Genomic DNA, 19,614 nt, shown 5'->3' on the forward strand with positions numbered 1-19,614 from the left:
GCGGTCTCAGCCCTTGTTCTCCGCCTCCACCATCTGCTTCAGCTTGGCGGGGGTCATCGTCTGGTCCGCGTAGATGTTCTTGCCGCCGAACAGCACGGTCGGCGTGCCGGTGAAGCCGCCGCTCTGGAAGGCGGCGTTCGACTTCACGACCCAGCTGTCGTGCGTACCGTCGTTGACGCACGTCCGGAACGCGGGGGTGTCCAGGCCGTCGACCTTGCCCGCCAGCTGGATGAGCTTGCTGTTGTCCGCGAAGGCGTCGTCGGCCTCCTTGGGCTGGTTCTCGTACAGCACGTCGTGGTACGCGGTGAACTTCCCGGCGTCCTGGGCGCAGGCCGCGGCGTTGGCGGCGTGGCGGGAGCCGCTGCCGCCCATGTTCCCGTCGATGAGGGTGACGAGGTGGTACTCGACCTTCAGCTGACCGGCGTCGACCAGCTCGCGGATCGTGGAGCGGTACATCGTCTCGAAGGCCTGGCAGGCCGGGCAGCGGAAGTCCTCCCACACCGTGAGAGTCGACTTGGCGCTGTCCTTGCCGACGGGAATCGCTAGAGCGTCCTTGCCGGTCGCGCCCGAGGGCGACACGACCGGGCCCGACGTGTCGCTCTTCTTGTCCTTGCCGGAGTTGGCGGCCAGCACGCCGACCACCACGGCCAGGACCAGGACGCAGATCGCCGACGCCCCCACGATCAGCGCCCGCCGGCGCTTCTCCGCGGCCCTCTGCTTCTCTCGCTCGACCGCCAGCCGCTCGCGGGCGGTGCGCTTTCCGTCACGGTTCTTCTCGCTCACATCCGGCAGAACGAACCGGGGAGGCGCAGCGCGCCTCCCCGGTCCCAGGTCCACCCGTTCGGGTGAGTGGATTGTCCGTTACGTACCCGCTCGGATACGTGTACTTACGTACCTACTCGGATACGTGCCTGCTCGGACGGTCGCGTTACGCCGTTCCGCGCACGCCCTTCGCCAGGTCGCCCGCGAGCGCCCGTACGGCGTCCAGGCCGGCCGCCTCGTCCGGTGCGTCCAGCATCCGCTTCACGAACGCCGAGCCGACGATCACGCCGTCGGCGAAGCCGGCCACCTCGGTGGCCTGAGTGGCGTTGGAGACGCCGAGGCCGACGCAGACGGGCAGCTCGGTGGTAGCCTTGGTGCGCCGCACCAGGTCCTGGGCCTGGGCCCCCACCGACTCCCTGGTGCCCGTGACGCCCATCAGCGAGGCCGCGTACACGAACCCGCTGCCCGCCGCGGTGATCTCGGCGAGCCGGGCGTCCTTGCTGCTGGGCGCGACGACGAAGACGGTCGCGAGGCCGTGCTTCTCGGCGTGCTCCCTCCACAGCGCCGACTCCTGCACGGGCAGGTCGGGCAGGATGCAGCCCGCCCCGCCCGCCTCGGCGAGCTCGGCGGTGAAGCGCTCGACGCCGTAGCGGTCGATCGGGTTCCAGTACGTCATCACGAGGACGGGCTTGCCGGTCGCCTCGAACGCCTCGCGAACCGTCCGCATGACATCGGCGATCTTGACGCCGCCGCGCAGGGCGATGTCGTCGGCGGTCTGGATGACGGGGCCGTCGAGGACGGGGTCGCTGTGCGGCAGACCGACCTCGACGATGTCCGCGCCGCCCTCGAAGACGGCCTTGATGGCCGCGATGCCGCCGTCGACGGTCGGGAACCCGGCCGGGAGGTACGCGATGAGCGCGGACCGCCCTTCCGCCTTGGCGCCGGCGAGGGTGTCGCTCAACAGCTGGATGTTGCCGCTCACTTCACGTCCCCCTCGATCTCGGCGTTCTCGCTGTCGGCGTCCGCGGCGACGACGGCGTCGACGCCGTTGTCGTACAGGCCGAAGTAGCGGGCGGCCGTGTCCATGTCCTTGTCGCCGCGGCCCGACAGGTTGACGATGATCAGCCCGTCCTTGCCGAGCTCCTTGCCGACCTCCAGGGCTCCGGCGAGCGCGTGGGCGCTCTCGATCGCCGGGATGATGCCCTCGGTGCGCGACAGCAGGCGCAGTGCCTGCATGGCCGCGTCGTCGGTGACCGCGCGGTACTCGGCGCGGCCGCTGTCCTTGAGGTAGGAGTGCTCGGGCCCGATGCCCGGGTAGTCGAGTCCGGCCGAGATCGAGTAGGGCTCGGTGATCTGGCCCTCCTCGTCCTGGAGGACGTACGACCGCGACCCGTGCAGGATGCCGGGCTCGCCGGCCGTCAGCGTGGCCGCGTGCTCACCGGTCTCGACGCCGTGCCCGGCGGGCTCGCAGCCGATGAGGCGTACGTCCGCGTCGGGGATGAAGGCGTGGAAGAGGCCGATGGCGTTGGAGCCGCCGCCGACGCAGGCGATGGCGGCGTCGGGAAGACGTCCGGCGCGCTCCAGGATCTGCCGCCGGGCCTCGACCCCGATGACCCGGTGGAAGTCACGCACCATGGCGGGGAAGGGGTGGGGGCCGGCGACGGTCCCGAAGAGGTAGTGGGTGTGATCGACGTTCGCGACCCAGTCCCGGAAGGCCTCGTTGATGGCGTCCTTGAGGGTGCGGCTGCCCGACTTCACGGCGATGACCTCGGCGCCGAGCATGCGCATCCGGGCCACGTTGAGGGCCTGGCGCTGGGTGTCGATCTCGCCCATGTAGATGGTGCATTCGAGGCCGAAGAGCGCGCAGGCGGTGGCGGTGGCGACGCCGTGCTGACCGGCGCCGGTCTCCGCGATGACCCGGGTCTTGCCCATCCTCTTGGTGAGGAGGGCCTGGCCGAGCACGTTGTTGATCTTGTGGGATCCGGTGTGGTTGAGGTCTTCCCGCTTGAGGAAGATACGGGCGCCACCGGCGTGTTCGGCGAACCGGGACACCTCGGTGAGTGAACTCGGCCGCCCGGTGTAGTGGACGAGCAGGTCGTCGAGCTCGCGGGCGAACTCGGGATCGGCTTTCGCCTTGTCGTACTCGACGGCGACCTCGTCCACGGCGGCGACCAGCGCCTCCGGGATGAACTTGCCGCCGAACGCGCCGAAGTACCCCTCGGTGCTGGGAACTTGACCGTCCGGGTCGGGAATGAAGAACTCGCTGGGCATGCGGAAACCTCACGGTGAGTGTGTGGAAATGCACTGATCGCCGTGGGGGCGGGGTCGTCAGCCGGCTGCGGGCCGGCTGTAGTTGCTCGCGCCCGCGCGGCGGTAGCCGCAAATCAAATACAGCCCCGCGCCCCTGAAGAGGCGCCATCGCATGCCGTTCACCTGTCCGGGCTCGTCACCGATGACGTACCGCACCCGGCGCCCGTGCACACGTCGTGCGGGCGCCCGGCAGCCGCGCGGCCGGCAGCCGCGGGCGAGGCGGGCGTAGGGGTTCCGGGCCGTCGAAGCGACGGGGAGCGGCGCGGCGGAGCGCACGCAGGGGCGCCCGTACGAGTCCCCGTGGCCCGGCAGCGGTGCGGCCGACTCGGGGTGCGAGTCCCCATGGCCCGGTGCGGCCGGCCCCACGCGCGCCGGGTCGCCGTCGGGGCTCAGGCCCGGACGGTGAACGGCGAAGGCGTGGGGCGAGGTGGGCACCGGCGGGTCAGCTCCGGCCGTGCCGCAGCGCCGGGTGCTCGCCCGCCGCCACCAGGTCGGCGACCGCCGTCTTCGGGTCGCGGCCGGTGACCAGCGACTCGCCCACCAGAACCGCGTCGGCGCCGGCGTTGGCGTACGCGATGAGGTCGTGCGGCCCGCGGACACCGGACTCGGCGATCTTGACGATGCTGTCGGGGATCTCGGGGGCGACGCGCTCGAAGGTGGTGCGGTCGACCTTGAGGGTCTTCAGATCGCGCGCGTTGACACCGATGATCTTGGCGCCCGCGTCCACCGCCCGCTCGACCTCGTCCTCGTCGTGCACCTCGACGATCGGCGTGAGCCCGATGGACTCGGCGCGCTCGATGAGGGACTCCAGGGCGGCCTGGTCGAGCGCGGCCACGATGAGCAGCACGAGGTCGGCGCCGTACGCGCGGGCCTCCCACAGCTGGTACGACGTGACGATGAAGTCCTTGCGGAGGACCGGGATGTCCACGCGGGCGCGGACGGCCTCCAGGTCCGCGAGCGAGCCGCCGAAGCGGCGCTGCTCGGTGAGGACGGAGATGACGGCCGCGCCGCCCGCCTCGTAGTCCGCGGCGAGCCCGGCCGGGTCGGCGATCGCGGCGAGCGCACCCTTGGACGGGCTGGAGCGCTTGACCTCGCAGATGACCTTGACGCCTTCGCCGCGCAGGGCGGCCACGCCGTCCTTGGCCGCCGGAGCCTTCGCCGCGCGCTCCTTGAGCTCGTCGAGGCTGACGCGCGCCTGCCGCTCCGCGAGGTCGGCACGGACTCCGTCGATGATCTCGTCGAGCACACTCACGCGAGCGGCCCCCTTCCCTGCGGTGGACAGTTGAAGCGGTTGAGCAGCTGACCCGGGTTCATCGTCTCGGACAGTAAAGACGGGTCACTCTGATGGTATCCGGAGGAAGGCGTAGGCCTCACATCCGGTTGACGCCGGTCCCACTACCTGGACATTTGCCCATGGATCAAGGATGCAACCAGCCGCCGGACGGCAGGTTCCGGACAACGGTGAAGACCAGCACCAATGCGCCCACGCTCCACAGGTGGACCGGCCCGAGATCGATCCGCATCGGCCGTCCGCGCACCGACCGGACCACCCAGACGGTCCACACCACGGCGAAGACGAGATATCCCGCGACGGCGAGCGCGTTGTCGGTGAGCGCCGCCGCGAAGTCCCCGTGCACGAGGGCGTACGCGCCGCGCAGGCCGCCGCAGCCGGGGCAGTACACGCCCGTGAAGCGCAGCAGCGGGCAGACGGGGTAGTGACCGGGCTGGTTCGGGTCTACGGCCCCGACGTACGCGAAGGCGCCGACGACGGCCGCGAGGATCCCACCGGGGACGGCGAGGCGCCGCAGCACATCACCGGCACCGACACCGGCGTCGGCACCAGCACCAGCACCAGCACCAGCACCAGCACCGACCGTGGTCCCCGGGCTCTCGGCCCGCGTCACCCTCTGGGTTTCGGCGTTCACCCGACGCATTCTGCCCTTCCCGCGCGGGAGGCGCTCGCCGCGTACGCGAGAGGCGGCCCCGGCAGAAGTGCCGGGACCGCCTCTCGTGAAGCGCTACGGGGTCAGGCGTCGACGCCCACGGCCTCGCGCACCGCGCGCGTGGGCTGCGCGTGCGCGGTCTTCGGCTGGCCCAGGCCCGCCGCGCGCATCGCCAGGCCGACGACACCGCCCAGGGCGACGATGACCATGCCGGCACAGAAGCCCAGCGGGCTGGCCATCACCGTGAAGGCACCGGAGACGCAGAAACCGATGAAGGCGATGATGACACCGGTCCAGGCGGCCGGGGTGTGACCGTGGCTGCTGCCCGCCATGACTTGCTCCTCGTTGCTGTGTGCGTATGTAAGTCGGACGCTCTTCGTCCATTGTCCCGTACAACGACGTCCGCCGTGAGCGGGGGGTGCCCCCTCGCGCGTCGATTCCGCCAAGTCACGACGAAAGTCCCGGGGCCGAGGACCCTTCGGGCGGCGGGACCTAAGTCCCTTGAGCCGCCGCTGGATCCGGGCCCCGGCGGATCTAGGTGCCGGCCGGATCAGGCCCGGTCGGGTCCTCGCCGCGGTCGAGGGCCTTCCAGATGTCCTCGGGGCGGTCCGGGTCGACCGGCTTGGCCTTGCGCGGCCGGGGTGTGCCGTCACGCTCGTAGCGGCCCGACATCGCGGGCCACAGCCGTCCGTAGCGCAGCGCGAGCAGCCCCGCGAGGAGGATCAGCGCGCCGCCCGCGGCCGCGACGTACGGCCAGGCGGTGTGGCTGAGCGCGTCCGCGGTGGCGGCGGTGTTGCCGGAGGCGGCCGCGGCCTTCTCGTCGAGCGCGGAGCTGTCACTCGCGCCGAGCACGGCCGCGACGACCGTGCCGGCGCCGGAGAGCGCGAGCAGCCCGGAGACCAGGAAGCGCCCGGAGCGGCGTACGGCGAAGACGGCGACGAGCGCGGCGAGGCCCACTATCGCGAGCGCCGCGGGCACGCCCGTGACGTCGCTGCCCTTGGCGGTCAGCGGAAAGTCGCCGCCGGCCACCGTCGCGGTGCCCTCCGACCAGCTCTGCCTGGTGGAGAGCAGCGCCACGGCCGCGCCGAGGGCGCCGCTGAGCAGGGCGATACCAAGGCTGCGGCGGGCGGACCGGGCGGGTCCGGCGGCTTCGGGGCGGGGGTGCGGTACAGCTGTCACGTACTCCACTATCGCCTGAACCCCGGGCGAACCGTCACCCGGGGTTCACGTGACTCTCGTCCTATTGCCCGGACTCGTACCGTCGGACCCTGGTTCTCCCGGGTTCTACTGCCCGAGCCGGTTGGCCGTGTGGACCGCGCGCAGGACCGCCGCGGCCTTGTTGCGGCACTCGTTGTCCTCGGCTACGGGGTCCGAGTCGGCGACGATTCCGGCGCCCGCCTGGACGTACGCGGTGCCGTCGCGCAGCAGGGCCGTACGGATGGCGATGGCGGTGTCGGAGTCGCCCGCGAAGTCGAGGTAGCCGACGCAGCCGCCGTACAGCCCCCTGCGGGACGGCTCCAGTTCGTCGATGATCTGCATCGCGCGCGGCTTGGGGGCGCCGGAGAGGGTGCCGGCCGGGAAGCAGGCCGTCAGCACGTCGAAGGCCGTACGGCCCGCCGCGACGCGCCCGGTGACCGTGGACACGATGTGCATCACGTGCGAGTACCGCTCGATGGACATGAAGTCGACGACCTCGACGGAGCCCGGCTCGCAGACCCGTCCCAGGTCGTTGCGCCCGAGGTCGACGAGCATGAGGTGCTCGGCGCGCTCCTTGGGGTCGGCGATCAGCTCGTCGGCGAGGGCCTGGTCCTCCTGGACGGTGGCGCCGCGCGGCCGGGTGCCCGCGATGGGGTGCACCATCGCCTGCCCGTCCTCGACCTTGACCAGGGCCTCCGGGGAGGAGCCGACGACGTCGAAGCCCTCGAAGCGGAAGAGGTACATGTACGGGGAGGGATTGGTCGCCCTCAGCACCCGGTACACGTCCAGCGCGCTTGCCGTGCACGGGGTTTCGAAGCGCTGGGAGGGGACGACCTGGAAGGCCTCGCCCGCCCGGATGCGCTCTTTGACGTCCTCGACGGCGTCCTGGAAGTCGGGGCCGCCCCAGAGCGCGGTGTACTCGGGGAGCTCGGAGGGCGGCAGCGCGGCCGGGGGCTGCGAGACCGCGCGCGAGAGGTCGGCCTCCATGGCGTCGAGGCGGGCGACGGCGTCCGCGTAGGCCTCGTCGACGCCCGTGTCGAGGTCGTTGTGGTTGATCGCGTTGGCGATCAGCTGGACCGAGCCGTCCCAGTGGTCCATGACCGCGAGGTCGCTGGTGAGCAGCATGGTCAGCTCGGGCAGCTTCAGGTCGTCGCGCTCGCCGGGGCCGATCTTCTCCAGGCGGCGCACGATGTCGTAGCCGAGATAGCCGACCATGCCGCCGGTGAACGGGGGCAGTCCCTCGCCCTGCGGCGTGTGCAGCGCCTCGATGGTGGCGCGCAGGGCGGCGAGCGGGTCACCGCCGACGGGGACGCCGACGGGCGGGGTGCCGAGCCAGTGGGCCTGCCCGTCCCGTTCGGTGAGGGTCGCGGCGGAGCGGACGCCCACGAAGGAGTAGCGGGACCAGGAGCGGCCGTTCTCGGCGGATTCCAGGAGGAAGGTGCCGGGGCGCTCGGCGGCCAGCTTGCGGTAGAGCGCGACCGGCGTGTCGCCGTCCGCGAGGAGCTTGCGGCTGACGGGGATCACGCGGCGATCGGTGGCCAGCTTGCGGAACGTCTCGAGGTCCATGGCGGCTGACCTTACTGATCCAGTGACGGTACGCCGGAATCGGCGTCCTTGAGCAGCACGTCGGCGTCGAAGCAGGTGCGGGCGCCGGTGTGGCAGGCGGCGCCCACCTGGTCGACCTTCACCAGGACGGTGTCGGCGTCGCAGTCCAGGGCCACGGACTTCACGTGCTGGAAGTGGCCGGAGGTGTCGCCCTTGACCCAGTACTCCTGGCGGCTGCGCGACCAGTACGTGCAGCGGCCGGTGGTGAGCGTGCGATGCAGCGCCTCGTCGTCCATCCAGCCGAGCATGAGCACCTCACCGGTGTCGTACTGCTGGGCGATGGCGGGGACGAGCCCGTCGGCACTGCGCTTGAGGCGCGCGGCGATCTCGGGGTCCAGGCTGCTGGGCCTGCTGGGCGGAGGCGTGCTGGTCATGGGTGCCATTGTGCCGCGCCCCACCGACGTGCCCCGCAGTTGTCCACAGGCCGGACCCCGCCGGTCTCCACTGTGCGCAGCGGCGGGGCGGTCGTAGGCTGATGCTCATGTCGACCCATGCCAAGCGTGAACGACTTCTCCTCGCCGATCTGTTGGAAGCCGTGGGCCCGGACGCCCCGACCCTGTGCGAGGGCTGGAACACCAGGGACCTCGCCGCGCACGTGGTGGTCCGTGAGCGCCGCGCCGACGCCGCCGGCGGGCTGCTGATCAAGCAGCTCGCGCCACGCCTGGAGCGGGTGATGGCGGAGTTCGCGGACAAGCCGTACGAGGAGCTGATCCAGCTGATCCGTACGGGTCCGCCGCGCTTCTCGCCCTTCTCCCTGAAGCAGATCGACGAGGCGTCGAACACGACCGAGTTCTACGTCCACACCGAGGACGTACGGCGTGCCCAGCCCGACTGGACGCCGCGCGAGCTGGACCCGGTCTTCCAGGACGCCCTGTGGTCGCTGCTGGACCGCACAGCCCGGCTGACCGGCCGCGGCGCCCCGACCGGTCTCGTGCTGCGCCGCCCGAACGGGCAGACGACGGTCGCGCACAAGGGCACGCCGGTCGTGACGGTGACCGGCGAGCCCTCGGAGCTGCTGCTGTTCGCGTACGGGCGGCAGAAGGTGGCCGACGTGGAGCTGGAGGGCGACAAGGACGCGATCGCCAAGCTGAACGAGACGAAGCAGCTGGGCCTCTGAGCGGGCCGCTCAGCGGGGCAGCTCGGCGCGGCGCAGATCGCGGACGCACAGGGCGAGGACCCCGCCGAGGCCGCAGACCGCGGCGCTGGTGACGAACACGGGGCCGGTGCCCCACCAGCCGATCGCGGCGGCGGTCAGCGGCATGCTGAGCGGGGCGAGGCCCAGGCTGACAAGGCCGGCGACGGCGCTGACCCGGCCCAGGTAGGCGGGGTCCGCCTGGGTCTGGAGCAGCGCGCCGCACAGGGCGCCGCTGAGCCCCGCGAGCAGCCCGAGGACGAGGGCGACACCGACAGCCGTGGCGACGCTCGGCACGAAGGCGAGGGCGCCGATGGCGACCGAGCCGCCCAGGATGGTCACGGCGGCCAGGCTCCCCGCGCGCGGCAGGCGTCCTCGCAGGGTCAGCAGCAGGGCGGCGGCTCCCGCGCCGGTCCCGAACGCGGCGACCACCCAGCCCATCCCGGAGGCGCCCCAGCCGCGCCGGTCGGCCAGCAGGGTCAGCCCCACGTTCAGCGGCCCGACGAAGCCGAGGTCGCCGAGGGCGATGGCGACGATGAGCGGGGCGAGGACGCGGTGGCCGCGGAGGTAGCGCAGGCCGTCACGGAGGTCCCGCCAGGCGGTGCCGCCGGTCTGGTCCGGCGCGTCGTCCGCGGGCAGTTCCCGCATGCGTACGGAGATCAGCAGCGGCACCGACACGGCGATCAGCATCCCCGCGAGCCCGAACGCCGCCGCCGAACCCCCGAGCGCCACTCCGAGGCCGCCGAGCGGGGCGCCGACCACGTTGGCGAAGCGGATGGCGAGGCCCCGCATGCCCTGGACCCTGGCGAGCTGGTCGCGGCTCGTGACACGGGCCGGGAGGGCGCCCACGGCGGGCATGAAGAGCGCGTCGACGATGCCGAAGACGGTGGCGAGCACGGCCAGCAGCCACAGACTCGGGCTGGTCGCGAACAGCACCGCGGCCAGCGTGAGGACGGCGACGCAGCGCACGGCGTCACTGCCGATGACGGCCTTCCGCGGCCCGAACCGGTCGGCGACCACTCCACCGCCCAGCATCAGCAGGGCGCGCGGTATGGCGCTCACGGCCATCACGAGCCCGGCCTGCGCGGGTGTTCCGGCCTGCACGGCCGCCCAGGACAACGCGATGTAGCAGACGTTGTCGCCCATCATCGACGAGGTGTAGGCACCGAGCCAGCGCAGTACGTTGCCGTCGCGGTGAGCGGGCTTGCCGGAGGTGGCGGAGACGGAGACGGAGGCCGGGGATATGCCGGTCGTGGTCACGGTGCGCGTCCTCTCAGGGTCGGAACGGGAAGCCGTACACGTGCAGCGCGACGTGCTCGCGCCCTTGGGTGTCGCCGGCCGCCTCACGGGCGCGCCCCTGCTCGTCGTACTTCTTGAGCAGGTCCTGCATGTCCTTGTTCAGCTGGGCCAGTTCGGGGGCTGTCAGCTTCACCAGGGTCTCGGAGTCATGGACCGCGTCGTTCCACCCGGCACCCCAGTGGCCCCGTTCGTCGAGGAAGCGCCGGTACATCTCGTTGCGCTGTTCGAAGAAGAGCCGAGCGGCGGCCGTATGCGCGGCAGCCCTCTCCGGGGCGTCCCGGAAGTCCTCGTCGTGGATGCTGATGCCGTCGGACGCGGGCTGCCACCACCGCTCACGGCCGTCCCCGCTGCGTGCCTCGGCCTCTTCGATCAGCCCGTGCTCGGCGAGCTTGCGCAGGTGGTAGCTGACCAGTGAGGGGGCCTCGTCGACCTGCTCGCCCAGCTGCGACGCGGTCGCGGCACGCGCGACGATCAGCGCCCGGTACAACTTCATGCGCAGCGGATGGGCGAGCGCCTTGAGCGTCCCCACATCCGTGATCCGGCGGTTCTCCTTGCTTGCCATGACTCCACGCTAGATGTGAAATAAAAGTTGCGCAACTAAAATTGCGCAACTTCTCTTTCACATCTGGCCAAGGCTGAGCCCCGGCCACCCAGTGACCGGGGCTCATGGCCTTGCCGACGTCAGCGAACGGGATGCCCCGCCTCGCGCAGCGTCTCCTTCACCTGACCGATCCGCAGATCCCCGAAGTGGAAGACGGACGCGGCCAGCACCGCATCGGCCCCCGCGGCGATGGCCGGCGGGAAGTCGGCGAGCCGCCCCGCGCCGCCGCTCGCGATCAGCGGCACGGTCACGTGCTTGCGTACGGCCTCGATCATCTCGATGTCGTAGCCGTCCTTCGTGCCGTCCGCGTCCATCGAGTTGAGCAGGATCTCGCCCGCGCCCAGCTCGGCGGCCCGGTGCGCCCACTCGACGGCGTCGATGCCGGTGCCCTTGCGGCCTCCGTGGGTCGTCACCTCGAAGGAGCCGCTCTCCGTCCTGCGCGCGTCCACCGACAGGACCAGCACCTGCCGCCCGAACCGCTCGGCGATCTCGCGGATGAGGTCGGGCCGGGCGATGGCCGCCGTGTTGACGCCGACCTTGTCCGCGCCCGCCCGCAGCAGCTTGTCCACGTCCTCGGCGGTGCGTACGCCGCCGCCCACGGTCAGCGGGATGAAGACCTGCTCGGCCGTGCGGCGCACCACGTCGTACGTGGTCTCGCGGTTGCCGGAGGACGCCGTGATGTCCAGGAACGTCAGCTCGTCGGCGCCCTCGGCGTCGTACACCTTGGCCATCTCGACGGGGTCGCCCGCGTCGCGCAGGTTCTGGAAGTTGACGCCCTTGACGACCCGGCCGTTGTCCACGTCCAGGCAGGGGATGACTCGAACCGCCAGGGTCATGACCGCGCTTCCCCTCGGTACGCCTCCACCTCGACCTCGACGACCAGCCGCGGGTCCACGAAGCCGGAGACGATGATCATGGATGCGGCGGGGCGGACGGCGTCGAACAGCTCCTTGTGGGCGCGGCCGACGTCGTCCACGTCCCGGGCATGCGTGAGGTACAGGCGCGTGCGGACGACGTCGTCGCGGCCGAGGCCGAGCTGCTCAAGGGCCGCGAACGCGACGTTGAAGGAGTTGACCGTCTGCTCGTACGGGTCGCCGGGGGCGATCACCCCGTTGATCACCGAGGTGCAGCCCGCGACCAGCACCAGGCCGTTCGGCAGCTCCACCGCTCGGGAGTAGCCGAAGGCCTCCTCCCAGGGCGCGCCGGTCGAGACGCGTCGTACGTCGCTCACTTGGCTACCGCCTCCAGGGCCTCTTCCAGCGTGAACGCCTTGGCGTACAGGGCCTTTCCGACGATGGAGCCCTCGACGCCCAGCGGGACCAGCTCGGCGATGGCGCGCAGGTCGTCCAGGGAGGACACGCCGCCGGAGGCCACGACCGGGCGGTCCGTCGCCGCGCAGACGTTCTTCAGCAGCTCCAGGTTCGGACCCTGGAGCGTGCCGTCCTTGGCGATGTCGGTGACGACGTAGCGCGCGCAGCCCTCGGAGTTGAGGCGCTCCAGCGTCTCGTAGAGGTCGCCGCCGTCGCGGGTCCAGCCGCGGCCGCGCAGCGTCGTGCCGCGTACGTCGAGGCCGACCGCGATCTTGTCGCCGTGCTCGGCGATGACCTTGGCGACCCACTCGGGGGTCTCCAGGGCGGCGGTGCCGAGGTTGACGCGGGTGCAGCCGGTGGCGAGGGCCGCGGCGAGCGTGTCGTCGTCGCGGATGCCGCCGGACAGCTCGACCTTGATGTCCATCGCCTTCGCGACCTCGGCGATCAGCGCGCGGTTGTCGCCGGTGCCGAACGCGGCGTCCAGGTCGACGAGGTGCAGCCACTCGGCGCCCGAGCTCTGCCAGGCGAGGGCGGCCTCAAGGGGGGAGCCGTAAGAAGTTTCCGTCCCGGACTCGCCGTGCACGAGGCGGACGGCCTGGCCGTCGCGGACGTCGACGGCGGGAAGGAGTTCGAGCTTGCTCACAGGGTTCCGATCCAGTTGGTGAGGAGCTGGGCTCCGGCGTCGCCGGACTTCTCGGGGTGGAACTGCGTGGCCCACAGGGGGCCGTTCTCGACGGCCGCCACGAAGGGCTTGCCGTGCGTCGACCAGGTCACCAGGGGTGCGCGCAGCGCCGGGTTCCCGACTTCGAGGGACCAGTCGTGGACGGCGTACGAGTGCACGAAGTAGAAGCGGTCGCCAGCGTCGAGCCCCTCGAAGAGCCGCGAGCCTGCCGGGGCCTCGACCGTGTTCCAGCCCATGTGGGGCACGATCTCGGCCTGCAGCGGTTCGACCGTGCCGGGCCACTCGTCGAGGCCCTCGGTCTCCACGCCGTGCTCGATGCCACGCGCGAAGAGAATCTGCATGCCGACGCAGATGCCCATCACCGGGCGGCCACCGGACAGGCGGCGGCCGATGATCCAGTCGCCACGGGCGTCCTTAAGGCCCTGCATGCAGGCGGCGAAGGCGCCGACGCCCGGCACCAGCAGACCGTCCGCGTTCATGGCCGTGTCGAAGTCGCGCGTTATCTCGACCTCGGCGCCGGTGCGCGCGAGGGCACGCTCGGCGGAGCGCACGTTTCCGAAGCCGTAGTCGAAAACGACGACTTTCTTAGGGGCGCTCAATTCCACACCTCCAGTCTCATGACGCCGGCGACAAGACACATCGCGGCGCCGATGGAGAGCAGCACGATGAGGCTCTTGGGCATCTCCTGCTTGACGAAGGAGTAGATGCCGCCGAGGAGGAAGAGTCCGACGACGATCAGGATGCTCGACAGGCCGGTCACAGCGCGCCCTTCGTGGAGGGGAGGATTCCGGCGGCGCGCGGGTCGCGCTCGGAGGCGTAGCGCAGCGCGCGGGCCAGCGCCTTGAACTGGCACTCCACGATGTGGTGCGCGTTGCGCCCGTAGGGCACGTGCACGTGCAGCGCGATCTGGGCCTGGGCGACGAAGGACTCCAGGATGTGCCGGGTCATCGTCGTGTCGTACTCGCCGATCATCGGCGCCATGGTCTCGGGCTCGGTGTGCACGAGGTACGGGCGGCCCGACAGGTCGACGGTGACCTGGGCGAGCGACTCGTCCAGCGGGACCGTGCAGTTGCCGAATCGATAAATCCCCACCTTGTCGCCGAGCGCCTGCTTGAAGGCGGCGCCGAGCGCGAGGGCGGTGTCCTCGATGGTGTGGTGCGAGTCGATGTGCAGGTCGCCCTCGGTCTTCACAGTCAGGTCGAACAGACCGTGCCGGCCGAGCTGGTCGAGCATGTGGTCGTAGAAGCCGACGCCCGTCGACACCTCGACCTTGCCGGACCCGTCGAGATCGATCTCGACGAGGACCGACGTCTCCTTGGTCACGCGTTCCACGCGTCCTACGCGGCTCATGCCCTCTGCTCCTTCTTCAGTTCACGGACCGCGTCGAGGAACGCGTCGTTTTCGGCGGGGGTTCCGGCGGAGACCCGCAGCCACCCCGGTACGCCGTTGTCCCGGACCAGGACGCCCCGGTCGAGGATCTTCTGCCAGGCCTCGTGCGCGTCGGCGAACCGCCCGAACTGCACGAAGTTGGCGTCCGATTCGGTCACCTCGTACCCGATCGCACGCAGTTCGGCGACCAGCCGGTCCCGCTCGGCCTTCAGCTGCTCGACGTAGCCGAGCAGGGTGTCGGTGTGCTCCAGGGCGGCCAGCGCGGTCGCCTGGGTGATGGCCGACAGGTGGTACGGCAGCCGTACGAGCTGGACGGCGTCCACGACGGCCGGGTGCGCGGCGAGGTAGCCGAGCCGGAGGCCCGCGGCTCCGAACGCCTTCGACATCGTCCGCGAGACGACGAGATTCGGCCGACCTTCGATCAACGGCAGCAGCGAGTCGCCGTGGCTGAACTCGATGTACGCCTCGTCGACCACGACCATCGAGGGCTTGGCGGCCTGCGCGGCCTCGTACAGCGCGAGGACCGTCTCGGGCGGGACCGCGTTGCCCGTGGGGTTGTTGGGGGTGGTGATGAAGACGACGTCCGGCCGGTGCTCGGCGATCGCCTGCTCGGCGGCGGCCGGGTCGATCGTGAAGTCCTCGTTGCGCGGGCCGGAGATCCAGGCCGTGCCGGTGCCGCGCGCGATGAGAGCGTGCATCGAGTACGAGGGCTCGAAGCCGATGGCGGTACGGCCCGGTCCGCCGAAGGTCTGCAGCAGCTGCTGGATGACCTCGTTGGAGCCGTTGGCCGCCCAGACGTTCTCCAGGCCGACCCGGTGGTTGCCGGTCTTCGTCAGGTACTTGGCCAGCTCGGTGCGCAGCTCCACCGCGTCCCGGTCGGGGTAGCGGTTGAGGTCGCGGGCGGCCTCGCGCACCCGCTCGGCGATCCGCTCGACGAGCGGTTCGGGCAGCGGGTACGGGTTCTCGTTGGTGTTCAGCCGTACGGGCACGTCGAGTTGGGGCGCGCCATAGGGGGACTTGCCGCGCAGCTCGTCCCGTACGGGGAGATCGTCGATGCCGGTCACTTGCTCTGGGGAACCTTCCATCCGAACCTCGCCTTGACCGCCGCGCCGTGCGCGGGCAGGTCCTCCGCCTCCGCCAGCGTCACCACGTGATGCGCCACGTCGGCCAGCGCGTCCTTCGTGTAGTCGACGATGTGGATGCCGCGCAGGAAGGACTGGACGGACAGGCCCGAGGAGTGGCAGGCGCAGCCGCCGGTGGGCAGGACGTGGTTGGAGCCCGCGCAGTAGTCGCCGAGGGAGACCGGCGCCCAGGGCCCGACAAAGATCGCGCCCGCGTTGCGCACCCGGTCGGCCACCGCGGCGGCGTCCGCCGTCTGGATCTCCAGGTGCTCGGCCCCGTACGCGTCCACGACCCGCAGGCCCTCGTCCACGCCGTCCACGAGCACGATCGCGGACTGCCTGCCGCTCAGTGCCGGGACGATCCGGTCCTCGATGTGCTTGGTGGCCGCGACCTGCGGCTCCAGCTCCTTCTCGACCGCGTCGGCCAGCGCCACGGAGTCCGTGACGAGGACGGCGGCGGCGAGCGGGTCGTGCTCGGCCTGGCTGATCAGGTCGGAGGCGACGTGCACCGGGTCGGCGGTGTCGTCCGCGAGGATCGCGATCTCGGTGGGGCCGGCCTCGGCGTCGATGCCGATCTTGCCCGCGAAGTACCGCTTGGCCGCCGCGACCCAGATGTTGCCGGGCCCGGTGACCATGTTGGCGGGCGGGCAGGACTCGGTGCCGTACGCGAACATCGCGACGGCGGTCGCACCGCCGGCCGCGTACACCTCGTCGACGCCGAGCAGCGCGCAGGCGGCGAGGATCGTCGGGTGCGGCAGCCCGCCGAACTCGGACTGGGCCGGGGAGGCGAGCGCGATGGAGCCGACGCCGGCCTCCTGCGCCGGGACCACGTTCATGATCACGGACGAGGGGTACACGGACCGTCCGCCGGGCGCGTACAGACCGACACGGTCGACGGGCACCCACTTCTCGGTGACCGAGCCGCCCGGCACGACCTGGGTGGTGTGCGTCGTACGGCGCTGCTCACGGTGGACCAGGCGGGCGCGGCGGATGGACTCCTCCAGCGCCGCGCGCACGGCCGGATCGAGCTGCTCCAGGGCGTCGGCGAGCGCCTGGGCCGGGACGCGTACGGACTCCAGCCGTACGCCGTCGAACTTCTCCGCGAAGTCGATCAGCGCCGCGTCTCCCCGATGATGCACGGCCTCGCAGATCGGACGCACCTTCTCCAGGGCGGTCTGAACGTCGAAGTCGGCTCGGGGCAGCAGGTCGCGCAGGGCGGAACCCTCGGGGAGGGCGTCGCCGCGCAGATCGATTCGGGAGATCACGTAAGCAATTCTCTCAGACCGCGATAAGGCGCCGGACGGCTGTATCAATGGCTGATACAACGCCGGGGTCCATCGCGCTTGGTGGCTGATACCGGCCACCTTTGGTTCCGCGGAAGATCCCCTTCACCACTAGCGTTCGGGCCGTCACAGAGCGGGCATTGGACGGTTGTACGAAACCCGCGAGTAGCTGGGGAGAAAGGGAAGAGCCGTGACCGAGGGTGCCGGCATCCGCGGTGGGGACCTGCCGGACGAACTGACCGCTGCCGAGGCCGGGATGTGGCAGGCCTTCCGCAACGGGAGCGTGTACGACCTGCGCAGCGGGGACATGAGCGTCGACGATCCGCACGGGGGTCATCCCTGGGGCCCCGAGCGCAGCGTCCGGGCCCGGATCGTGGCCTGGCTGCTGCTGGACGGCCCGCCCGCCCTCCAGGGCCGGGTCGCCTCGCTGAAGCTGACCGGCGTACAGATCACCGACGTGCTCGATCTCGCGGGCGGCACCGTGGTGCCGTACGTGGAGATGAAGGGGTGCCGGTTCGAGAAGGAGATCCTGCTGCCGGAGGCCCGGTTCACGACCGCGCGGTTCGTGGACTGCTCGGTGCCGCGTCTGGAGGCGGTCCGGGTGCACACCGAGGGCGATCTGCATCTGCCGCGCTGCCGGTTCCACAACGGCGTACGCCTCACCGACGCGCACATCGGCACGGATCTGCTGCTCAACCAGGCCGTGGTCTACCGGGACCGGCGTGGCCGCTCGATCACCGGCGACGGCATGACCGTGGGGCAGGACCTCCAGGCCGAGATGCTGGAGTCGCACGGCGAGCTGAGTCTGCGCGGCGCCACCGTCGGCGTCTCGCTCAGCCTGCGCGGCAGCAAGCTGAGCAACCCGTACACGCGTCTGGCCCTGAACGCCCCCCAGCTGACCGTCAACCGCACGCTCTACATGACCCCCGCGGGTGTCGGCAATCCGCTGCTGACCAGCGGGGCGACCCCGGCGCGCGGCACGCTGGTGCAGCGGTTCGAGTGCCAGGGCGGGATCCGGCTCGACGACGGGCGGTTCGGGGACGCGGTCGACTTCGAGCGGGCCCGCTTCACCTTCGACGACGACCAGGAACTGTCGCTGCGCCGGATCCAGACGCCCGAGCTGCGCTTCCTCGGGGAGAGACCGGAGCGCGGCAAGGTGGTCCTGTCCGGCGCCCGGGTCGTCAACCTGGTGGACAGTGCCTCCAGCTGGCCGGGGCCCGGCAGCCTCCACATGGGCGGCTTCGGGTACGAGAACCTCGTGCCGCAGGGCGCGTTCCCGCTGACCCGGCGCCTTGAGTGGGTGGCGGCGGCGACCGCCGAGTACAACCCGGAGCCGTACGAGCGCCTCGCCGCGGTGCTGCGCAACTCCGGCGAGGACGAGGACGCCCGCGAGGTGCTGCTCGCCAAGCAGCGCCGCCGCCGCGAGACCCTGCCGCCGGCCGCCAAGCTCTGGGGGTACGCGCAGGACTGGACGGTCGCCTACGGGTACCGGCCGGGGCGGGCCGCCCTGTGGATGGCGGTGCTGTGGGCGGCGACCTCGGTCGCGTTCTCCCATGCCAGCCATCCGCCGATCAACGGCGACGGGCATCCCCCGTGGAACGCCTCGCTGTTCGCCCTGGACCTGCTGCTGCCGGTCATCGACCTCGGCCAGGTCGGCTTCTGGCAGCTGCGCGGCGGCTGGCAGTGGCTGGCCGCGGTGGTGATCCTGCTCGGCTGGATCCTGGCGACGACGGTGGCGGCGGGGGCGACACGGCTGCTGCGGCGAGGCTGACCCAGGGGGTACGCGGACCCGTACGCACAGACGTCGAACAGTAGAACAACAGTCACCTTTTACCCGCCCTTGACCGTCGGCCATACAACCAAACGACGGTTACGAAAGTGTCACCGCGCACCCCTGGTACTGCTCCGACCTGCGGCTTTCAATGGTCGTCACCATGGCTCTGCTGCGCGCGTTCATCCGTACGGCACGGATGGCACGGAACACTTCGCGCCTCGCCGCCGGACTGCCCGCCGACGACGAGGTACTGCTCGACGCCCCGGACGAGCGCCTCGGTCCCGCGCTGGTCGCGGCGGGCCGCGGCGAGTACGGCCCCGCCGCCAAGCTGCTCGCCACCACGCGCGAGGCCGCCGAGTGGGAGAACCGCGACCGGTACGCGATGCGCCTCGCGACCTTCGCGCGCTCCCGCGACGAGTGGCTCCGGGAGTGGCAGAGCGCCTGCCCGTACGACCCGGACGCGCTGCTGGTCAAGGCCGAGCTGGCGGTCCGCCGCGGCTGGGAGTCGCCCGCCCGCGTCGAGCTGTTGCGCGAGGTCGGTCCGCTGATCAGCGCCGCCGCCGACGGAGATCCCCGCGATCCGGTGCCCTGGCGGATCGCGCTCGACCACGCCCGCGGCACGCATGTCGGACACACCGAGTACGAGAAGCTGTGGGGCGAGGCCGTACGACGCTCCCCGCACCACTACGGCTGCCATGTGGCCGCCCTGCAGTACCTGTCGGCCGCCTGGTACGGCTCGCACCGCGAGTGCTTCGACTTCGCCGAGCGGGCGGCGCAGGACGCGCTGCCGGGCTCCCTGGTGCAGGCGCTGCCGGTGCGCGCGGCCTTCGCCTATCTGACCGAGGGCGGCGGGGCCGTGGTGCCGCGCGAGCGCCTCGACGCGGCGGCCGACCTCGCGATCGCGGTCTCCGGGACCTACGCCGCCGCCGACGCGTGGCCCGCGGAGGTCCGCAACCTCCTCACCTACGTCCTGATCAGGCTGGAGCGCTGGCAGGACGCCCTCGACCAGCTCCGGCTGATCGGCCCGTACGCGACGTCGTTCCCCTGGGACCAGGTGTCGGACGACCCGCTCGGCCAGTTCCTGGAGCTGCGCGACGGCGTCCGTCTGGAGGTCGCCGCGGGCCTTCCGCTGGGCCGGCCGGAGCCTGACCCGCATCCAGGGAGTGGGCACGACGGACGCGCCCGCTCCGGCGACCATTAGGCTTT

At 71.4% G+C, this 19,614-nt stretch carries 23 protein-coding genes; 3 read left to right on the forward strand and 20 right to left on the reverse strand.

The window, feature by feature from the left end:
* Nucleotides 1–6: 6 nt before the first annotated feature.
* From AB5J50_RS13620 to hisI, 10 genes are all read right to left on the reverse strand, one after another.
* Entirely contained in the window at nt 7–783 is a 777-nt protein-coding gene (locus AB5J50_RS13620) for a DsbA family protein (protein WP_369257898.1), read from the reverse strand.
* Between the two features lie 145 nt (nt 784–928).
* Nucleotides 929–1,744, reverse strand: a complete 816-nt coding sequence (gene trpA / locus AB5J50_RS13625; RefSeq protein WP_369257900.1) for a tryptophan synthase subunit alpha — start codon at nt 1,742–1,744, stop codon at nt 929–931.
* Nucleotides 1,741–3,033: a tryptophan synthase subunit beta gene (gene trpB / locus AB5J50_RS13630; protein WP_327427999.1), complete on the reverse strand. Its 1,293-nt coding sequence runs from the start codon at nt 3,031–3,033 to the stop codon at nt 1,741–1,743. Before trpB ends, trpA begins: the two co-directional genes overlap by 4 nt.
* Before the next feature lie 57 nt (nt 3,034–3,090).
* On the reverse strand, nt 3,091–3,348 hold the full coding sequence (gene trpM / locus AB5J50_RS13635) for a tryptophan biosynthesis modulator TrpM (protein WP_369265385.1): 258 nt from the start codon (nt 3,346–3,348) through the stop codon (nt 3,091–3,093).
* Between the two features lie 166 nt (nt 3,349–3,514).
* Nucleotides 3,515–4,324, reverse strand: coding sequence for an indole-3-glycerol phosphate synthase TrpC (trpC, locus tag AB5J50_RS13640; RefSeq protein ID WP_327428001.1), 810 nt, complete (start codon nt 4,322–4,324; stop codon nt 3,515–3,517).
* A 166-nt stretch (nt 4,325–4,490) separates the two neighbouring features.
* Nucleotides 4,491–5,006, reverse strand: coding sequence for a DUF2752 domain-containing protein (locus tag AB5J50_RS13645; RefSeq protein ID WP_369257902.1), 516 nt, complete (start codon nt 5,004–5,006; stop codon nt 4,491–4,493).
* Nucleotides 5,007–5,098: 92 nt separating this feature from the next.
* Nucleotides 5,099–5,347, reverse strand: a complete 249-nt coding sequence (locus tag AB5J50_RS13650) for an HGxxPAAW family protein (protein WP_369257904.1) — start codon at nt 5,345–5,347, stop codon at nt 5,099–5,101.
* Nucleotides 5,348–5,549: 202 nt separating this feature from the next.
* Nucleotides 5,550–6,203: a TIGR02234 family membrane protein gene (locus AB5J50_RS13655; protein WP_369257906.1), complete on the reverse strand. Its 654-nt coding sequence runs from the start codon at nt 6,201–6,203 to the stop codon at nt 5,550–5,552.
* A gap of 96 nt (nt 6,204–6,299) precedes the next feature.
* Nucleotides 6,300–7,778, reverse strand: a complete 1,479-nt coding sequence (locus AB5J50_RS13660; protein WP_369257908.1) for an anthranilate synthase component I — start codon at nt 7,776–7,778, stop codon at nt 6,300–6,302.
* A gap of 11 nt (nt 7,779–7,789) precedes the next feature.
* Nucleotides 7,790–8,191, reverse strand: a complete 402-nt coding sequence (hisI, locus tag AB5J50_RS13665; protein WP_327428006.1) for a phosphoribosyl-AMP cyclohydrolase — start codon at nt 8,189–8,191, stop codon at nt 7,790–7,792.
* A 107-nt stretch (nt 8,192–8,298) separates the two neighbouring features.
* Between hisI and AB5J50_RS13670 the strand changes: the two genes are divergently transcribed.
* Nucleotides 8,299–8,934: a TIGR03085 family metal-binding protein gene (locus AB5J50_RS13670; protein ID WP_327428007.1), complete on the forward strand. Its 636-nt coding sequence runs from the start codon at nt 8,299–8,301 to the stop codon at nt 8,932–8,934.
* A 9-nt stretch (nt 8,935–8,943) separates the two neighbouring features.
* On the opposite strand, the gene AB5J50_RS13675 is transcribed toward AB5J50_RS13670, so the two are convergent.
* The 10 genes from AB5J50_RS13675 to hisD form a co-directional block, all read right to left on the reverse strand.
* Nucleotides 8,944–10,209 carry an MFS transporter gene (locus tag AB5J50_RS13675; RefSeq protein ID WP_369257910.1) on the reverse strand — a complete coding sequence of 422 codons (1,266 nt, stop codon included), beginning with the start codon at nt 10,207–10,209 and terminating at the stop codon, nt 8,944–8,946.
* A 13-nt stretch (nt 10,210–10,222) separates the two neighbouring features.
* Nucleotides 10,223–10,810 (reverse strand): ArsR/SmtB family transcription factor, encoded by a 588-nt coding sequence (locus tag AB5J50_RS13680; RefSeq protein ID WP_369257912.1) that lies wholly within the window; start codon nt 10,808–10,810, stop codon nt 10,223–10,225.
* A gap of 119 nt (nt 10,811–10,929) precedes the next feature.
* A complete protein-coding gene (hisF, locus tag AB5J50_RS13685) occupies nt 10,930–11,685 on the reverse strand; it encodes an imidazole glycerol phosphate synthase subunit HisF (RefSeq protein WP_369257914.1) in 756 nt (251 codons plus the stop codon).
* A complete protein-coding gene (locus tag AB5J50_RS13690; RefSeq protein ID WP_369257916.1) occupies nt 11,682–12,080 on the reverse strand; it encodes a RidA family protein in 399 nt (132 codons plus the stop codon). Before AB5J50_RS13690 ends, hisF begins: the two co-directional genes overlap by 4 nt.
* A complete protein-coding gene (priA, locus tag AB5J50_RS13695; RefSeq protein WP_330303893.1) occupies nt 12,077–12,802 on the reverse strand; it encodes a bifunctional 1-(5-phosphoribosyl)-5-((5-phosphoribosylamino)methylideneamino)imidazole-4-carboxamide isomerase/phosphoribosylanthranilate isomerase PriA in 726 nt (241 codons plus the stop codon). Before priA ends, AB5J50_RS13690 begins: the two co-directional genes overlap by 4 nt.
* Nucleotides 12,799–13,446: an imidazole glycerol phosphate synthase subunit HisH gene (gene hisH, locus AB5J50_RS13700; protein WP_369257918.1), complete on the reverse strand. Its 648-nt coding sequence runs from the start codon at nt 13,444–13,446 to the stop codon at nt 12,799–12,801. Before hisH ends, priA begins: the two co-directional genes overlap by 4 nt.
* A complete protein-coding gene (locus AB5J50_RS13705; RefSeq protein WP_187285985.1) occupies nt 13,437–13,601 on the reverse strand; it encodes a hypothetical protein in 165 nt (54 codons plus the stop codon). The genes hisH and AB5J50_RS13705 overlap by 10 nt, the downstream gene beginning before the upstream one ends.
* The gene (gene hisB / locus AB5J50_RS13710; RefSeq protein ID WP_280856988.1) at nt 13,598–14,191 is read right to left on the reverse strand and encodes an imidazoleglycerol-phosphate dehydratase HisB; all 594 of its coding nucleotides are present in this window, start codon (nt 14,189–14,191) and stop codon (nt 13,598–13,600) included. Before hisB ends, AB5J50_RS13705 begins: the two co-directional genes overlap by 4 nt.
* Entirely contained in the window at nt 14,188–15,294 is a 1,107-nt protein-coding gene (locus AB5J50_RS13715) for a histidinol-phosphate transaminase (RefSeq protein ID WP_369257921.1), read from the reverse strand. Before AB5J50_RS13715 ends, hisB begins: the two co-directional genes overlap by 4 nt.
* Nucleotides 15,291–16,616, reverse strand: a complete 1,326-nt coding sequence (gene hisD / locus AB5J50_RS13720; protein ID WP_327428015.1) for a histidinol dehydrogenase — start codon at nt 16,614–16,616, stop codon at nt 15,291–15,293. Before hisD ends, AB5J50_RS13715 begins: the two co-directional genes overlap by 4 nt.
* A gap of 208 nt (nt 16,617–16,824) precedes the next feature.
* Here hisD and AB5J50_RS13725 point away from each other — a divergent pair, with 208 nt between their 5' ends.
* Complete coding sequence (locus tag AB5J50_RS13725) at nt 16,825–18,405, forward strand: oxidoreductase (RefSeq protein ID WP_369257922.1); 1,581 nt, start codon at nt 16,825–16,827, stop codon at nt 18,403–18,405.
* Nucleotides 18,406–18,568: 163 nt separating this feature from the next.
* Nucleotides 18,569–19,609 carry a hypothetical protein gene (locus tag AB5J50_RS13730; protein ID WP_327434971.1) on the forward strand — a complete coding sequence of 347 codons (1,041 nt, stop codon included), beginning with the start codon at nt 18,569–18,571 and terminating at the stop codon, nt 19,607–19,609.
* Nucleotides 19,610–19,614: the final 5 nt, after the last annotated feature.

Source organism: Streptomyces sp. R35 (assembly GCF_041053035.1).
In the GTDB taxonomy this organism is placed as follows: Bacteria; Actinomycetota; Actinomycetes; order Streptomycetales; family Streptomycetaceae; genus Streptomyces; species Streptomyces lutosisoli.